This window comes from Prevotella sp. AGR2160, from assembly GCF_000424185.1.
Classification (GTDB): domain Bacteria; phylum Bacteroidota; class Bacteroidia; order Bacteroidales; family Bacteroidaceae; genus Prevotella.
The window spans coordinates 1-17379 of the sequence record NZ_AUJK01000023.1; the positions used below are offsets into that span (position 1 = coordinate 1).

At 53.7% G+C, this 17379-nt stretch carries 13 protein-coding genes; 11 read left to right on the forward strand and 2 right to left on the reverse strand.

Annotation, left to right across the window (positions count from 1 at the left end; translation table 11 throughout):
• On the forward strand, nt 1–248 hold a 248-nt coding region (locus G604_RS14350), incomplete at its 5' end, for a phage antirepressor KilAC domain-containing protein (RefSeq protein ID WP_036905565.1).
• A 49-nt stretch (nt 249–297) separates the two neighbouring features.
• Here the strand turns inward: G604_RS14350 and G604_RS0111280 are convergent.
• Nucleotides 298–657, reverse strand: coding sequence for a hypothetical protein (locus G604_RS0111280; protein ID WP_028910648.1), 360 nt, complete (start codon nt 655–657; stop codon nt 298–300).
• A 115-nt stretch (nt 658–772) separates the two neighbouring features.
• A complete protein-coding gene (locus G604_RS0111285; RefSeq protein ID WP_155941941.1) occupies nt 773–1327 on the reverse strand; it encodes a hypothetical protein in 555 nt (184 codons plus the stop codon).
• Nucleotides 1328–2598: 1271 nt separating this feature from the next.
• Here G604_RS0111285 and G604_RS14355 point away from each other — a divergent pair.
• The 10 genes from G604_RS14355 (at nt 2599) to G604_RS0111340 (ending at nt 17345) form a co-directional block, all read left to right on the forward strand.
• Nucleotides 2599–3228, forward strand: coding sequence for a TetR/AcrR family transcriptional regulator (locus tag G604_RS14355; protein WP_051220390.1), 630 nt, complete (start codon nt 2599–2601; stop codon nt 3226–3228).
• A 30-nt stretch (nt 3229–3258) separates the two neighbouring features.
• Entirely contained in the window at nt 3259–4011 is a 753-nt protein-coding gene (gene fabG / locus G604_RS0111295; protein WP_028910650.1) for a 3-oxoacyl-[acyl-carrier-protein] reductase, read from the forward strand.
• A gap of 123 nt (nt 4012–4134) precedes the next feature.
• Entirely contained in the window at nt 4135–4809 is a 675-nt protein-coding gene (locus G604_RS0111300) for an RluA family pseudouridine synthase (protein WP_028910651.1), read from the forward strand.
• A 24-nt stretch (nt 4810–4833) separates the two neighbouring features.
• The gene (locus tag G604_RS0111305; protein WP_028910652.1) at nt 4834–9468 is read left to right on the forward strand and encodes a translocation/assembly module TamB domain-containing protein; all 4635 of its coding nucleotides are present in this window, start codon (nt 4834–4836) and stop codon (nt 9466–9468) included.
• Nucleotides 9469–9523: 55 nt separating this feature from the next.
• On the forward strand, nt 9524–11878 hold the full coding sequence (locus tag G604_RS0111310) for a BamA/TamA family outer membrane protein (RefSeq protein WP_051220391.1): 2355 nt from the start codon (nt 9524–9526) through the stop codon (nt 11876–11878).
• Between the two features lie 437 nt (nt 11879–12315).
• On the forward strand, nt 12316–13227 hold the full coding sequence (locus G604_RS0111320; RefSeq protein ID WP_028910654.1) for a nucleotidyltransferase: 912 nt from the start codon (nt 12316–12318) through the stop codon (nt 13225–13227).
• Nucleotides 13227–14264: a DHH family phosphoesterase gene (locus G604_RS0111325; protein WP_028910655.1), complete on the forward strand. Its 1038-nt coding sequence runs from the start codon at nt 13227–13229 to the stop codon at nt 14262–14264. The genes G604_RS0111320 and G604_RS0111325 overlap by 1 nt, the downstream gene beginning before the upstream one ends.
• 38 nt (nt 14265–14302) lie before the next feature.
• On the forward strand, nt 14303–14968 hold the full coding sequence (locus G604_RS0111330) for a DUF4827 domain-containing protein (RefSeq protein ID WP_028910656.1): 666 nt from the start codon (nt 14303–14305) through the stop codon (nt 14966–14968).
• 83 nt (nt 14969–15051) lie between these two features.
• Nucleotides 15052–16437: a phosphoglucosamine mutase gene (gene glmM / locus G604_RS0111335; RefSeq protein ID WP_028910657.1), complete on the forward strand. Its 1386-nt coding sequence runs from the start codon at nt 15052–15054 to the stop codon at nt 16435–16437.
• Nucleotides 16434–17345, forward strand: coding sequence for a DMT family transporter (locus G604_RS0111340; protein ID WP_028910658.1), 912 nt, complete (start codon nt 16434–16436; stop codon nt 17343–17345). The genes glmM and G604_RS0111340 overlap by 4 nt, the downstream gene beginning before the upstream one ends.
• Nucleotides 17346–17379: the final 34 nt, after the last annotated feature.

Sequence of the window (17379 nt, forward strand, 5' to 3'; positions counted from 1 at the left end):
ACATCATTGCAAAGGAAATAGGCCTGTCTGCTGTTACGCTCAACAAGAGACTCCAAGGGCTCGGCATCCAGTACAAGGAACACGGCGTATGGGTTCTCACGCACAAGTATCAGGACAAGGGGTACACAAAGACAAGCACCTACAACTACCCAAAGTCAGATGGAACACTTGGAACACGTATCCAGACTGAGTGGACTGAGAAAGGACGTCGATTCATTCACGAACTGAGCGACGCAGGAAGAATCTAACGAGAACATACATTTATCCCCCGTCATCTATTTGGCGGGGGATTTGTTTTTACTGCTTCACTTTAGCATCAAGTTCTTTTCTTCTCTCAATGTATGCGACTGCTCCAAAGAAACATACGCCTACAGCAAATGCCAAAGAGCCATAAAGCCTAACATTGCTGTAAATAGCTATGTCTTTTCCTATACGATCAGACATCCCCATAGCGCTCAAAGAAGCCATCTGCGCTTTTTCTTTCGTCATCTTCCCCTCGTCAGCCATGTTGTAAAATGTCCAAAAACTTGTATTGTAAACATCTTGGTCTATTTTCAGATTATTAATCTTGCTTGTCGTAAACCAAAACAGCGAAATACCAAGAAGCAGGCATACTATGCTTATGATAGCTGGTTGTTTGAATGATTTCTTCTTCATATCACTTTGACATTTAGAATTCATTGCAAAGTTACATGTTTTTATTCATACAAGCAAATAAACAAGCAAAAAAAAATACGGGCGACACCATTTTTTTTGATGCCGCCCGAACTTACTATCTCACTTTTGTACTCACCATCTTTGTGTCATTGGTCACAGCTCTGAACAGATAAAGGATTTCGTCACAGCTTGTGCCGATCTTCTCCGCAGCCTCAGCGTTCCTTAGCGTGTTCGCCGCTATCTGTGACTGATACTGCACTTGGGACTGCGCCATAAGGCTCATGTTGTCCATGTATTCAGTAGCCTTTCCTCCTTGAAGCTGTCTAATTACACTCACGTCAGCTCTTATTGCATTGAGGTAGCTTGCGAGTATGTCTGCCGTCTGCTCTGTGATACCCTTTATAGATGAGCTCGTACTCGAAGATCCGTTGTTTAAGAGGGTATTATTCGATTTTTCAGCAATAGACTCCATCTGATCAAAGAGAACCTTTGAAGCTTCCATGCCGTTATATATGTACCCGTCCTTACCAAGAGCCTCGCTGATGTCTGACGTCCATTGCTCCTTGTTGCTGTCAGGGTGCGACGCATCGAAGCTACCCTTATGGACAACTCCATTTGCGTCTGTGTACCCGAACAGCTGATTTCTCAGTCTATCGAATAGAGGCTGCATAGTTGCGGTTTGATGTAGGATGAAGCTGATATACAACAACGCAACAGGCGCAACAGAAGTAGAGACGTTGCGGTTTGATGTAGGATGAAGCTGATATACAACATCTTACTGACGACCTCAGTCATGAGCTGGTTGCGGTTTGATGTAGGATGAAGATGATATATTTCCTGTGATCGCGCCAATCTCGTCTCTTCGGAGCTTCTCAGTCATGGCAAAGCCTCGATGCTTCGCATAATAGATAATAGAAAACGGAGAATGGATAATGGGGGCAGCAGTGTGAGGCGGATCATGATAAATCATGTCCCTACGAAGTAAGCCGCGGGGACGGACGCCTCTCTCTGCCACGTCCCCGAAGGGGGCGAACGTCAGCGGCTTTGTGGCAGCTGTTCGCCCCCTCCGGGGACATCCGATAGGCGGATACGCAAAGCCCCCGGGCGCCCGGTCCGGTGCTGGTCATCGCTATCGCTCTGGCCATCACCGTCCCGTGTGCCCGGGGTTCATCGTGTTGGCCCCCTCCGGGGACCCCATCCGTGGCCGTCCGTGTCGTCCGATGCCGTACAATCCGTGTCATCCGTTGCCCAAAATCATTCGGAAATGGTAGGTGTCCGTCCTGTTGCGGCCACGCAAGGAAGATGGAGAATATATTGGGACTTGATTACTATTGTTCCATTCAATGCGGATGCGTGGCCGCAACATGGCGGCCACCTACAAAAGGATCGGTGTCCGTGAAAATCCGTGTTATCCGTTGCCAAAATATCCGTGGATGTCCGATGCCCGCGGATGGCGCAGCGGGTTTTTATTTTGTTTTTCCGGTTTTCTTTTTTAAACTACCCGCTGCGCGGGCAAGGCATAGTTGTAAATAAAACCGAGAATTTTTTTGAAGAAGAAAACCGGGAAAAACAAAGGAAAAACCTTGATGCGCATGCAGTATATCTATCAATGCTCATCAATATTCCCCATCTCCCTTGCGTGGCCGCAACATGGTGGCCACCTACAAAAGGATCGGTGTCCGTGAAAATCCGTGTTATCCGTTGCCAAAATATTCGTGGATGTCCGATGCCCCTGTAATGCGGCAGCCGGTTTTTATTTTGTTTTTCCGGTTTTCGTTAAAATCATGCCGCCGCGGAGCCAAAAAAAATCTTTTTTATTTTCTTTTTTTTGGTCTTTTCAAGAATAATCGTTACTTTTGCACATGGAAAGATCATTGTGCAAGCGGAGCACGACAGGATGCCGTGCCTGCGAGGCATGATAGGAATTAGAGATCAAGGAACATGTCAATATCGAAAACGAGACAGAAACTGGTAGACGTAGCCCGTCAGTTGTTTGCCAAGAACGGCATCAACAACACCACGATGAACGACATTGCCGTAGCGTCGGGGAAGGGCCGTCGCACGCTGTACACTTATTTCAAGAGCAAGGAGGATGTTTATTATGCCGTGATCGAGAGCGAGCTGGAACGCCTCTCCGACAAGTTGGATGAGGTGGCAGCGAAGAAGATGCCTCCCCAGGACAAGATCATTGAACTCATCTATACCCATCTGAGTATGATTAAGGAGACGGTGGTGCGCAATGGCAACCTGCGTGCTGAGTTCTTCCGGAATATCTGGATGGTGGAGAAGGTCCGAAAGAACTTCGACGAGGATGAGATCGAGCTCTTCCGCAAGGTCTATTCCGAGGGTAAGGCCGATGGTGAGTTTGATATTGAGAATGTGGACCTTGTGGCCGATATCACCCATTATTGTATCAAGGGTCTGGAGGTGCCGTTTATCTACGGCCGTATCGGTCATGGCCTGAGTGTCGAGGACAGTAAGCCATTGGTGGCAAAAGTTGTCTACGGTGCCTTAGGCAAGAATGTATATGTCAGTCCGAATGTCATCCACAGGGACAAATCAGATTATTAATTTATTTATTATATTAAAACATTAACAACAATGGGATTATTAACAGGAAAGACAGCCCTGATCACAGGCGCTGCCCGCGGTATTGGTAAAGCTATCGCGCTGAAGTTCGCCGAGGAAGGCGCAAACATCGCATTCACGGACCTCTTCATTGATGAGGAGCATGGTGGTCTGGCCACGGAGCGTGAGATCGCTGCCAAGGGCGTGAAGTGCAAGGGTTATGCCAGCAATGCCGCTGACTTCGCCCAGACGGCCGATGCCGTTGCCAAGGTGAAGGAAGAGTTCGGCTCTATCGATATCCTCGTCAACAATGCCGGTATCACGAAGGACGGCTTGATGCTCCGTATGACCGAGCAGCAGTGGGATGCCGTCATCGCCGTGAACCTGAAGAGTGCATTCAACTTCATCCACGCTTGTGTACCGGTGATGATGCGTCAGCGTAAGGGTTCTATTATCAATATGGCCTCTGTCGTCGGTGTTCATGGTAATGCCGGTCAGTGCAACTATGCCGCTTCCAAGGCCGGTCTGATCGCCCTGGCTAAGTCTATCGGTCAGGAGATGGGTCCCAAGGGTATCCGCGCCAACGCCATCGCCCCGGGCTTCATCGATACCGCTATGACACAGGCTCTGCCCGACGATATCCGTCAGGAGTGGGTGAAGAAGATCCCTCTCCGTCGTGCCGGCAGCACCGATGATATCGCCAACACAGCCCTCTATCTGGCTTCTGACCTCAGCAGCTATGTCTCCGGTCAGGTCATCCAGGTGGATGGTGGTATGAATATGTAATTCTACATCTTCCTTGCGTGGCCGCAACATGGCGGCCACCTACAAAAGGATCTATGAATTATACAGGCTATTGTCTATTCTCTATTCTCTATTTTCTATTTTCTATTTGAAATGACAGACCCCATACAAGTACTCTATGAAGACAACCATATCATCATTGTCAACAAGCAGGCCGGTGAGATTGTCCAAGGAGATAAGACGGGAGATGAGCCTCTCTCGGAACGAGTGAAGCGCTATCTCAAGGAGAAATACCAGAAGCCGGGGAATGTCTTCCTTGGCGTTGTCCATCGTCTTGACCGTCCGGTACAGGGAATCGTCGTTTTTGCGAAGACGTCGAAGGCCACGTCCCGGTTGAACGACATGTTCCGTCGCGGCGCTGTCCATAAGACCTATTGGGCCATCGTGAAGAACCGTCCCGCCGTGCCTGAAGCCCTGTTGACGAACTGGATCACGCGTAACGAGACGCAGAACAAGAGTTACGCCCATGACGAAGAGGTGCCACGTTCCAAGGAGGCAAAATTACGTTACCGTCTCCTCACCGAAGGTGACCGTTACTGTCTGTTGGAAGTAGAGTTGATGACCGGCCGCCACCATCAGATCCGCTGTCAGTTGGCGCATATCGGCTGTCCCATCAAAGGGGATCTGAAATATGGTGCCCAGCGCAGCAACCCCGACGGCAGTATCTCCCTCCAGGCCCATCATATCGAATTTGAGCATCCCGTCTCCCATCAACTCATCGATATTACAGCCCCGTTGCCCACAGATCCTTTATGGCAGGCGCTGGCCGCCCAGCTATAGTTTACTTTTCTTTTGTTCCCGAGTATGCACAAACGACTGAAGTGGATTGGCATCATCCTCGTATCACCCCTTTTGTTGGTGATCCTGTTGGCAGTATTACTCTACGTACCACCCATCCAGAACTGGGCGGTGAAGGAGGTGGCGGCCTATGCCTCCCGGCATACGAAGATGGATATCCATGTAGACCATGTCCATCTCGTCTTCCCACTGGATCTCGGCATCGACGGTGTCCGTGTGCTGCAGCAGAACGACTCCCTGCCGCAGGTGAAGGACACGCTGGCCGACATTGCCCACTTACGTGCCGATGTGCAGCTCTTGCCCCTTTTCAAGAAACAGGTGATGGTGGATGCCCTTGACTTCCACCGTATGAAGGTCAACACGAGTACCCTCATCCATACCACACGGATCAGCGGCGAGGTGGGGACGCTGACGCTGAAGGCCCACGGCATCGACCTTGGCAAGGAATATGTCCATGTCGACGGTGTGCAGCTCGCCGATGCCCGTCTGCGGGTGGAGCTCAGTGATACCGTTCCCAAGGATACCACACCGAGCACGAATTTCTGGAAGATCGCCATCCGCCATCTGAAGATCCATAACACTGACTTCGCCCTCCATCTCCCCGGTGACACCCTCGTCGTGGCCTGCCATTTCGACCGTACGTGGGGTCAGCAGGCCTATCTCGACCTCTTCAAGAATCTCTATACCGTCGACAAGCTCGACTGGACCGGCGGTGCCTTCCATTTTGACAACCGTTTTAAGACGCACACGCGCCAGGGGATTGACTTTGCCCATCTCGGCCTCAATGCCCTCACGCTGCGTGCTGACTCCTTCTATTATTGTGACCGTAAGATCAACGTAAAGGTCCGGCAGGCGAAGTTCAAGGAGCAGAGTGGCATCGCCGTCAACGACTTCCACGGCCTCTTCCGCATGGACTCCACGATGATCTCATTGCCACGGCTGTATCTCCGTACCCCTTATTCCTTTGTCCAGGGAAAATTCTATATGGACAGCAATGCCTTCGCTGATACCGATCCCGGTAAGGTGGAGGCGAATCTCCTCGGACAGATCGGCAAGGAAGACCTGATGTTCTTCATCGACGGCATGCCCCGCGGCTTCTGGGCGCAGTGGCCCGACCGGCCGTTGTCACTGAGCGGACAGCTCCGCGGCAACCTGCAGCTGGCGCGTTTCGAGGACCTCACCGTCTCCCTTCCCACCGCTTTCTGGCTTCATGCCAACGGCTTCGTCGGTCAGCTCACCGATCCCGCCCGGTTCTATACCCGTGTGCGGCTGAAGGGCCGTACGAACCACCTCGGATTTATCCGGTCTTTCCTGTCGGCCTCGCTGAACCAGCAGCTCCTGCTGCCCCGGATCACCATCGATGGTTATGGCGAATACCATGACCAGCGTGTCGCCGCCAATGTCGTCGTCGGTGAGGGTAGGGGCCGTGTCCATGCCGTGGGGAAGATCGACCTGCGGCGGATGGCTTATGCCGCGAAAGTCAACGCTACGAATCTCGCCGTGACGCATTTCTATAAGGGCCTCTCCGTGAAGCCCTTCACGGGAGTTGCCGAGGTCCGTGGTGTCGGGACCGATCTCTTCTCCCCGAAGACGAAGATCCGGGCGAAGGCCCGTGTCGTCCGTTTCGGTATCCCGGGCTATAATCTCGACCATATCAATCTCCAGGCCCGCCTGGCTGGTGGCCGTGCCCATGTCGTCGCCGACAGTCATAACGCCCTCCTCCAGGGACTGCTGACCCTCGACGCCCTCATCCCCCACAGCCGGAAGATCGGGGCCACCCTCAGCGCCGATATCCGCTGTGCCGATCTCTATCACCTCGGCCTCTATGACTCCCCGCTGACGGTCTCCCTCTGTGGTACCGTTGATGTCGCTTCCGACCTGAAGGACCATCATCTCCTCCAGGGTATGCTCAGTGATATGACCGTCCGTGATACGGCCCATGTCTACCGCCCCGATGATGTCACGATGGATGTGAAGACGACGCCGACGCTTACCCATGCCATCATCGACTGTGGTGATTTCTATCTGAATATGGATGCCGCGGCGGGCTATCAGCGCCTGCTCAATACCGGCAACCGGCTGTTGATGGAGATCCGGCGGCAGATAGACCGGCGTGTCATCGACCAGCATGCCCTCCGTGCCCGTCTCCCCGAGGCCCGCATCTATCTCCATAGTGGTGATGATAACTTCTTCTCGGGTCTGTTGGCCCATTTCGGTTATACGTTCCGTCGTGCCGATGTCGACCTGAGCCTGTCGCCGTCGGAGGGTCTGAACGGCTATATGAATGTCGACTCGTTGCTGAGTTACAATCCCCGGCATCTCATCGATGCCATCCGCGTGAACTTCAACTCCGATGCCGTGACGACCCATTATCAGGCCATGGTACACAACGGCCCGCAACAGCACCCGTCGTTCACGGCCTTGTTCAATGGCGCCATGAGTGCCCACGGTACTGATCTCGTGGCGACGATCCTCGACCGCCGTGGACAGACGGGTATCCGTCTGCCCCTCTCCGCGGAGATGGTCGACGACGGTATCCGCTTCCACATGCCCAATGACAGCAGTATCATCCTCGGTTATAAGGATTTCACCGTCAATGACAGCAACTATGTCTTCCTGACACGGGCGAACCGCGTCTCCGCGTCTGTCGATCTCCAGGCTGCTGACGGTCAGGGTATCCAACTCTATACCGATGACGGCAATCTCGAGGCCTTGCAGGATCTGACGCTGTCGCTCCACAAGTTTGACTTGGAGAAAGTACTCTCCGTCATCCCTTATGCCCCCGCGGTGAGTGGTGTGATGGATGGTGACTTCCATGTTGTGCAGACGAAGGACGAGCTCTCCGTCTCCTCCGATGTTGCCGTACAGAACCTCGTCTATCAGGACTGTCCGATGGGTAATGTGGAGAGTCAGTTCGTCTATGTCCCGCGCAGCGACGGCAGTCATCAGGTCAACGGCCTCCTCTTCGTCAACGACAACCAGGTGGCGACGATCGATGGCACCTATCAGTCACAGGGTGCCGGTTATCTCGACGCGAAGCTGACGATGGAGAAGACGCCGCTGGACCTCCTCAACGGTTTCATCCCCCAGCGCCTCTTCGGCTTCCGTGGCTATGGCGAGGGAGAGCTGTCGATCAAGGGCCCCTTGAGCAAGCCCGATGTCAACGGTGAGGTGTTCCTCGACAGCAGTTATCTCGTCAGTGAGCCTTACGGAGTGACGCTCCGTTTCGCCGAGGATCCTGTAAGAATCCAGAACAGCAAGCTCCTCTTTGAGAATTTCGAGGTCTTCGCCAATAACGACCAGCCGCTGGATATCGCCGGCTCATTCGACTTCTCCAACCTCGACCGGATGATGATGAATATCCGGATGCGGGCGAAGAACTTTGAGCTCATCGATGCCAAGCGTAACTACCGTTCCACGGCTTACGGCAAGGCTTTCGTCAACTTCTTCGGTACGATGACGGGACCCGTGAGCAGTCTGAAGTTACGCGGCAAGGTCGATGTCCTCGGGAATACGGATATGACCTATATCCTCCGGGAGTCGGAGATCTCCACCGATAATGAGTTGGATGAGCTCGTGAAGTTCACCGATTTCCAGGATACGATCCCCGACCATGTCATCCGTCCGAAGCCTGAGGGCCTCGACATGATGCTCGGCATCGATATCGATGAGCAGGCGCATATCCTCTGTGCCCTCAATGCTGATCAGAGCAACTATATCGACCTTATGGGCGGCGGCAACCTCATCATGACGTACGATCCCGAGAACAGTCTCCGGTTGACGGGTAAGTATACCCTCAATGACGGCGAGATGAAATATTCCCTGCCGATCATCCCGTTGAAGACTTTCTCCATCGAGGACGGCAGTTATATCGAGTTCCGTGGGGACCCGATGGATCCGACACTCCATATCACGGCCACGGAGATGATGCGTGCCAATGTCAACAGCAGCAGTGGCGGTCAGCAGAGCGTGAACTTCAAGTGCGGCGTGCAGCTCTCGCAGACGTTGCAGAAGATGGGTGTGGAGTTTATCATCTCCTCACCGGAGAATACGGAGATTCAGAATGAGCTCAACACGATGAGTGTGGAGGAGCGCGGTAAGATCGCCGTGGCCATGCTCGCCTCGGGCATGTACCTCAACGGCAACAACACGAACTCCTTCACGATGAACTCCGCCCTCACGGCATTCCTCAACTCCGAGATCAACACCATCACGGGCAAGGCCATGAAGAGTCTCGGTCTCGATGTCGGCGTGAGTGTCGACAACACGACGAATGCCTCCGGCAGCCTCCATACTGACTACAGCTTTAAGTTTGCCAAGCGGTTTTGGAACAACCGCCTGAGCTTCATCGTCGGCGGTAAGTTGCAGAGTGGCGCGGAGATCAACAACCAGCGGAATAATGACGGTGCCTTCTTCGACAATGTCGAGTTGCAGTACCGCCTCGGCTCCACGTCGAGCAAGTATATCCGTGGATACTATAATAATAATGTATACGACTGGCTCGAGGGTCAGGTCGGCGTCTATGGCGTCGGTTTCATCTGGCGTCGTCAGCTCTCCCATTTCAAGGATATCTTCTCCTTTAAAGATGAGACGGAGGAGATCCCGGACAGCGCGGAGAAAAGTAAAAAAGTAAAGAAGTAAAAAAGTAAAGAAGTAAAAAAGTAAGATATTGAGACACGCGATATTTCCTATACTGATGGCGGTCGTGACGGCGGGCATGGTAGCCGGCTGTTCAGAGACCTCGGCAATCCCGGAGGGTGAGCAGCTCTTCACGGGACTGAAGCCGATCCAATATACCGACTATACCCCTTGTGCGCATGCGGAGACGACGAAGACGGAGCTCGAGGCGGCCTTGGCGTCAGCGCCGAATGGTGCCCTCTTCGGTTCGAGCTACTATCGTAACCCCTTTGATGTCAGTCTGTGGGTATGGAATGCCTTCTCCCGGGACTCTACGGGTGTGGGCCGTTGGCTCACGCGCGCCTTCGGCTCCCGGCCGAAACTGATGTCGGAGGTCAACCCGTCACTCCGTGCCCTCGTTGCCCAGGGACAGTTGAAGAAGTTCGGCTATTTCAACGGCCGCGTGAGTTATGAGAACATTACCCTCCGCAACAAGAAGAAGGGAAAGGTGGCCTATACCGTCGATATGGGACATCTGTGGACCTACGACAGTATCCGGTATCTCCATTTTCCACCGGCTATGGACTCCCTCATCGTCGCCCATCAGAGTGAGGCCGCTATCAAGTCCGGTGATCCCTTCACCGTCAGCGGCCTCGACAAGGAGCGCCAGCGCCTCGCCACCCTCATGCGGTCGAATGGCTATTATTTCTACGACAAGAGTGCCGCCAGCTATCTCGCCGACACCCTCTCCGTGCCCGGGAAGGCGCAGATGCGGTTGATGATGGTCGACTCCCTTGACGACCGTGTCCGGCGCCAGTGGACGATCGGCCGGATGAACTTCAATATCCGCCGCTCTTTCCTCGAGCCCCTCAACGACAGTATTGTCCGCCACAGTTATACCGCCCGTTTCAACGGCCGGAAGTCTCCCGTGCGTATGGGCGTCATCCGTCGTAACCTTGGCCTTACCTCCGGCGAGCTCTATCAGGTGGACCATGAGAATAAGGCCAAGCAACATCTTCAGGACCTCGGCATCTTCTCTTATACTAATATGAGTTTCGTGCCCCGTGACACCACCGGTCTCAGTGACACCCTCGATGTCAATACCGACCTCGTGCTGGAGAAACCCTATGACTTCTATGTCAACGGTAACGGAAAAGGAAAGACGACGGGACGTATCGGTCCCGAGGTCGTCGTCGGTCTGACGAAGAATAATGCTTTCCGGGGCGGTGAGAAACTCGACATCAGTCTCCATGGCTCCTATGAGTGGCAGACGGGGCATCAGAGTGAAGGCTCCTCGACTTCCGTTAACAGTTACGAGTATGGCTCCGATATTGCCCTGACGCTGCCGCGCATGCTCACGCCGCGGAGCCTGCTGCGCTTCACGCAGAGCCGTGAGCGCCGTCGTCGGCTCCGTGAGAAGCGGGGTGGGGTGCCACGGAAACATTTTGAGTACTATCAGACACCGACGACGACCCTGAAGGCCTCGTTTAATATCATCAACCGTGCCGGCTATTTCCGTCGTCATGTCATCAGTGGAGAGTTGACATACGACTGGATGCCGACGGCCCAGTCGAGTTTCTCCTTCTCTCCCTTGGTGGTCAGTTATGAATATATGAACTCGTGGACCGATAAGTATGCGGCCCTGGAGGCGGAGAATCCCTATCTGCAGGTCTCCATGGCTGATAAGTTCGTGCCGAAGATGAGTTTCACCTATAAATATACGTCACCGTCGAAGGACAAGAACCCCGTGACGGTATCAGCGACGGTGTCGGAAGCCGGAAACCTCCTCTCGGCGTTCAAGACGACGATCGGACAGCGTTGGAACACGAAGGAGAAGACGCTCTTCCATAACCCTTACGCACAGTTCATCAAGTTGGAGACCGACTGGGTGAAACTCTGGCGGCTCAGTGAGCACAGCAGTCTTGTGGCCCATGCCAACGGCGGCGTGATCTACAGTTATGGCAACTCCTCCGTGGCGCCTTATTATGAGTCGTTCTATGTCGGTGGTGCCAACAGTATCCGTGCCTTCAACGTCCGCAGCATCGGTCCCGGTGATTTCGTCCCTGCCGACAAGCGTTACAGTTATGTATCCCAGATCGGTGATATCAAACTCCTTGGCAACCTCGAATACCGGCCGCGGCTGTGGGGTGACCTCTATGGAGCCCTCTTCCTCGATGCCGGTAATGTGTGGACGATGCCGTCGGGGGATGTGGAGAACACCACAAGCTCAGACTTCCAGTTTAACCGCTTCTTCAAGCAGATGGCCGTGGGAACGGGTGTCGGCCTGCGCTATGACATGGGTATGTTCGTCATCCGTATCGACTGGGGTGTCGGACTCCATGTGCCGTATGACACGGGAAAGTCCGGATTCTTCAATATCGGGCGGTTCAAGGACGCACAGACCCTGCACCTCGCCGTGGGATACCCGTTCTGAGAATGGAGAATGGAGAATGGAAAATGGTGGCGGGTGGAAATAACAAAAACCGGATACTCCGTCTCTACCTTTTTACTTTTAAACTACTCGATAAAGGCGCAGCAGGGCCCCGGAAGGGCCCAATCTGATTAACCCCGGGCAGAGGGAGCACGAGCGCAGCGAGGGCTCCCTCTGCCCGGGGAGAGAACTGCTCCCCTCTCACTGGTGCGTCCCCGGAGGGGGCGAACGTCAGCGGCAACGAGACGGTTGTTGGCCCCCTCCGGGGACCTGGCTGCGCCAAAAGCGTGGTGCGGAATTACGGTGTTGGCGTTTTGGCGCGGAACATAATAAATTATGTCCCTACGAAGGGCAGAATATTTTTCCGTTTCCATGCGTTTGTTTGCGTAAAAAATCGTAACTTTGCATCATCAACGAAGAATCATTTAACAAAGCAGAAAATGAAACCAACATTATTACTCCTCGCTGCCGGAATGGGCAGCCGTTACGGTGGCCTGAAACAGCTCGATGGACTGGGTCCCAATGGTGAGACCATCATGGACTATTCTATCTATGACGCTATCCAGGCCGGTTTCGGTAAGATCGTATGGGTCATCCGTAAGGATTTCGAACAGGACTTCCGTGAGAAGATCCTCTCCAAGTATGAGGGCCACATTCCTTGTGAGCTCGTCTTCCAGAGCCTCGACAAGCTCCCCGAGGGCTATTCTGCTCCCGAGGGCCGTACGAAGCCGTGGGGTACGAACCATGCCGTGATGATGGCCAAGGAGGTCATCCATGAGCCCTTCTGTGTCATCAACTGTGATGACTTCTACAACCGTGACTGTTTCAAGGTCATCGGCAAGTTCCTCTCCGAGCTCCCCGAGGGCAGTCGTAACCAATATGCTATGGTTGGTTTCCGTGTCGGCAACACCCTCTCCGATAATGGCTCCGTGAGCCGTGGCGTCTGCTCGAAGGATGGCGAGAACCACCTCACGACATGTGTCGAGCGTACGGAGATCGTCCGTCAGGCAGATGGTAAGGTCGCCTACAAGGATGGAGACCAATGGGTGAACATCCCCGACACCACACCGGTGAGTATGAACGTATGGGGGTTCACGCCCGACTATTTCGAGTATAGTGACCAGTTCTTCAAGGACTTCCTCGATGCTCCCGAGACGAAGGCCAATCCGAAGGCTGAGTACCTCATCCCCTGGGTTGTCAACAAGCTCATCAACGATGGTACGGCAACGTGCGAGGTCCTCGACACGACAAGTAAGTGGTTCGGCGTCACCTACAGTGCCGACCGTCCCGGTGTCGTCGCCAAGATTCAGAAGCTCGTCGATGAGGGTGTCTATCCCAATAAACTCTTCTAATGGAAATCAATATCTTAACAGATCAGGAAGCCGCTACACTGCGCGAAGTCGTAGCGGCTTCTTCGCATATTCTCATTCTCGGTCATAAATCACCTGATGGTGATGCCATCGGCGCCTGTCTGGCTTGGCAGCAGTATCTCATCTCTCTGGGGAAGCAGCCCCGCATCATCGTCCCGGATGCTTATCCCGATTTCCTGCAGTGGCTGCCCTGCTCTGAGACGATCCTGCGTTATGACAAGCATCCCGACGAGGTGAAGAAACTCTTCTCGGAGGCAGATCTCGTGTTCTGTCTCGATTTTAATGTCTCTTCCCGAGTGGAGGAGTTGCAGCCGCTGCTGGATGATTTCAAGGGCCATAAGATCATGATCGACCATCATCTCGATCCGCAGCTCGCGGATGCGTCACTCGTCATCTCCCGTCCTGAGGCGTCGTCGACCTGTGAGCTCATCTTCCGTGTGGTCTGGCAGCTCGGCGCCTTCGATGCCATGCCGCGGAAGTTCGCCGTGGCCGACTACTGTGGTATGATGACGGACACGGGGGGCTTCACGTACAACTCTTCCGATCCCGCCATCTATTTCATCATCTCGCAGTTGCTCACGAAAGGCATCGACAAGGACAAGATCTATCGGAATGTCTTCAACAACTACAGCACATGGGCCATCCGTCTCCGCGGTTATCTGCTGTCACGGAAGTTGAACTATGTGGATGACCTCCATGCTTGTTTCTATAGTGTCTCCCGAGACGAGATGAAACGTTATCATTTCACCAAGGGCGACCTGGAAGGTCTCGTCAATGAACCGCTGCGCATCAAAGGAACGAAACTGTCGATCTCTCTGCGTCAGGATACGGAAAAGGAAAATCTCGTGTATTGTTCCTTACGTTCTGTTGATGACTTCCCTGCCAATAAGGTTGCTGAGGACTTCTTCCATGGCGGCGGTCATCTCAATGCGGCGGGTGGAAAACTCTTCTGTAGTATTGATGAAGCTGAAAAAATCGCAAGAAAAGCTATAAATGCCTATTCTGATTTGCTGAAATAAAACTATTTTGTTAATTTTGCACGGAAATATCATACAGAATGAAGAAAATAGTTTTTGCCGTACTGACGGTACTCCTCACCACCATGGTGCTCTCTTCCTGCAGTGACAATGAGACGTATGCTGATAAAGTCAATGCCGAGCGGAGCAATATCAAGGCTTTCATCGCCGCCAATCATATCACACCGATCTCGGAACATGAGTTCCTCACGGATACGACAACCGATGTGTCAAAGAACGAGTATGTGCTCTTCGACAACAGTGGTGTATATATGCAGATCGTCTCCCGTGGCTCGGGAGAGATGCTTCCCGACGGTGAGAGTTGGGATGTGTTGTGCCGTTTTAAGGCCATCAGTATCGCTGAATTTCCCAACAGAGACTGGACGACGATCCCCGACGACTCCACGGCATTTACGAATCTTATCAACCTCCCCACGCTCGGCAACCAGCCGGACGTGATGACGGTGTCGAACACGAGCGGTACGTTCACGGCATCGTTCACGTCGGGATATATGAAGACCTATCTCGGCTCTTCCGTTCCCTCGGGGTGGCTCGTGCCGCTGTCGTATGTCCGCCTCGGGCGTAACGGGGATGACTTCGAGTGGGCGCATGTGCGCCTCATCGTTCCCCATGCCCAGGGTACGGAGACGGCCGTGACCAATGTCACGCCGTACTTCTACGACCTGTGGATGATGAAGGGAGAATAGGGGAAAAGTAAAAAAGTAAAGAAGTAAAAAATTAAACGTAGGGACATGATTCATCATGCTCCGCTAACGTAAAAATAATCAATATGACTCTGATCAAATCAATTTCCGGCATCCGCGGAACGATCGGCGGAAAAGCCGGCGATACCCTCAATCCGTTGGATATCGTCAAGTTCACGTCCGCTTATGCTACGTTCATCCGTCGCAGCGGCAAGTCACAGAGTAACACCATCGTCGTGGGCCGTGATGCCCGTATCTCCGGCGAGATGGTGAAGAATGTCGTCTGTGGTACCCTCATGGGTATGGGCTATGATGTATTGAATATCGGTCTGGCCACGACGCCGACGACAGAGCTCGCCGTCATCCTGTCGAAGGCTGCCGGTGGCATCATCATCACCGCCAGTCATAACCCCCGTCACTGGAATGCCCTGAAGCTCCTCAATGAGCAGGGCGAGTTCCTCACGAAGGCTGATGGTAATGAGGTCTTGGCGATTGCTGATAAGGAGGATTTCGAATATGCTGATGTCGACCACCTCGGCAAGTATACGGAGGATGACACGTTCAACCGCCGGCATATCGACTCCGTCCTCGCCCTCGATCTCGTCGATGTCGACGCCATCCGTAAGGCCCATTTCAAGGTCTGCGTCGATACCATCAACTCCGTTGGTGGCATCATCCTGCCCGATCTCCTCAATGCCCTCGGCGTAGAGGCGAAGTTCCTCAATGGTACGCCGAATGGTGACTTCGCTCATAACCCTGAGCCGCTGGAGAAGAACCTCGGTGGTATCATGGGAGAGATCAGCAAGGGCGGTTACGACCTCGGTATCGTCGTTGATCCTGATGTCGACCGTCTCGCCTTCATCCAGGAAGACGGCAAGATGTATGGTGAGGAGTACACCCTCGTCACTGTCGCCGACTATATCCTCGACCATGTCAAGGGCGCTACGGTGAGCAACCTCAGTTCCACGCGTGCCCTCCGTGATGTCACGGAGAAGCATGGCTGTAAGTATTATGCTGCCGCCGTCGGTGAGGTCAATGTCACGACGAAGATGAAGGAGGTCGGCGCCGTCATCGGTGGTGAGGGCAATGGCGGAGTGATTTATCCCGAGAGCCATTACGGCCGTGATGCCCTCGTGGGAATCTCCCTCTTCCTGAGTCATCTCGCTCATAAGGGCTGTAAGGCCAGTGAGCTCCGTGCCTCTTATCCGAACTATTTCATTGCCAAGAACCGCGTGGACCTCACGCCCGATACCGATGTCGATGCCATCCTCGAGCGTGTGAAGGAACGCTATGCTAACGAGAAGGATGTCACGGTGACGGATATCGACGGTGTGAAGCTCGACTTCCCCGACAAGTGGGTTCATCTGCGCAAGAGTAATACCGAGCCGATTATCCGTGTCTACAGTGAGGCCGCCACGATGGAGGCCGCCGATGAGCTCGGAAAGGAACTCATGGCATTCTGTAAGAAGTGAAAAATAAGGCGTTGGCTGCCCATGGCAGCATGTTTTTAGCGGAGGCCTTCTGGGGCCTGATGTCACCGATCACGAAGGACGCGTTGATGCACGGAATCACGGGCATTGACCTCGTCACCTATCGTGTCTGCGGTGCCGCAGGACTCTTCTGGGTCTCCTCTCTTTTTGTCCGTCGGGAGCATGTCCCCGTGAAGGATATCTTCATGTTCGCCCTGGCATGTATCTTCGGACTGTGTTGTAACCAGTGTCTGTTCACCATCGGCCTGACGTTCACGTCACCCGTCAACGCAAGTATCATGACGACGTCGATGCCGATCTTCGCGATGATCTTCGCCTTTCTCATCCTCCATGAGCCGTTGTCGGCGAAGAAGGTCGGCGGTGTCCTCATCGGGTGTATGGGTGCCGTGATGCTTGTGCTGACGAGTGCCGCGGCGCATAACGCGAAGGTGGGGGATATCCGTGGTGATCTGATGATCGTCGGCGCACAGTGCTCGTTCGCCCTCTATCTCTCCCTTTTCAACTCCCTCGTGAAGCGTTATCATCCCGTGACAGTGAACAAGTGGATGTTCCTCTGGGCATCGCTCTTCATCACGCCGTTCACGTTCTCCCATGTGTCGGCCGTCGACTATGCGGCGTTGCCGACGAAGACGATCTGGGAGATCGTTTATATCGTGGGTGTCGGCACGTTCTTCTGTTACCTGTTGATGATGAACGGACAGAAGATCCTGCGGCCTACCGTGGTATCGATCTACAACAATATCCAGCCCATCGTGAGTGTCATCGTGAGCATCGCCATGGGACTGTGCATCTTCAAGATCACGCAGCTCCTTGCCGTCATCCTCGTCTTCATCGGCGTTATGATGGTGACGAAGTCGAAGAGCAAACGAGATCTGGCGCAGAAGGCATAAATACAGCCAAATGCAGGGGCCGCCACAAGGGACG

Coding starts and splice junctions, on each gene's coding strand:
- G604_RS0111280 (WP_028910648.1), bottom strand. CDS start 657: ATGAAGAAGAAATCATTCAAACAACCAGCTATCATAAGCATAGTATGC.
- G604_RS0111285 (WP_155941941.1), bottom strand. CDS start 1,327: ATGCAGCCTCTATTCGATAGACTGAGAAATCAGCTGTTCGGGTACACA.
- G604_RS14355 (WP_051220390.1), top strand. CDS start 2,599: ATGTCAATATCGAAAACGAGACAGAAACTGGTAGACGTAGCCCGTCAG.
- fabG (WP_028910650.1), top strand. CDS start 3,259: ATGGGATTATTAACAGGAAAGACAGCCCTGATCACAGGCGCTGCCCGC.
- G604_RS0111305 (WP_028910652.1), top strand. CDS start 4,834: ATGCACAAACGACTGAAGTGGATTGGCATCATCCTCGTATCACCCCTT.
- G604_RS0111310 (WP_051220391.1), top strand. CDS start 9,524: ATGGCGGTCGTGACGGCGGGCATGGTAGCCGGCTGTTCAGAGACCTCG.
- G604_RS0111320 (WP_028910654.1), top strand. CDS start 12,316: ATGAAACCAACATTATTACTCCTCGCTGCCGGAATGGGCAGCCGTTAC.
- G604_RS0111325 (WP_028910655.1), top strand. CDS start 13,227: ATGGAAATCAATATCTTAACAGATCAGGAAGCCGCTACACTGCGCGAA.
- G604_RS0111330 (WP_028910656.1), top strand. CDS start 14,303: ATGAAGAAAATAGTTTTTGCCGTACTGACGGTACTCCTCACCACCATG.
- glmM (WP_028910657.1), top strand. CDS start 15,052: ATGACTCTGATCAAATCAATTTCCGGCATCCGCGGAACGATCGGCGGA.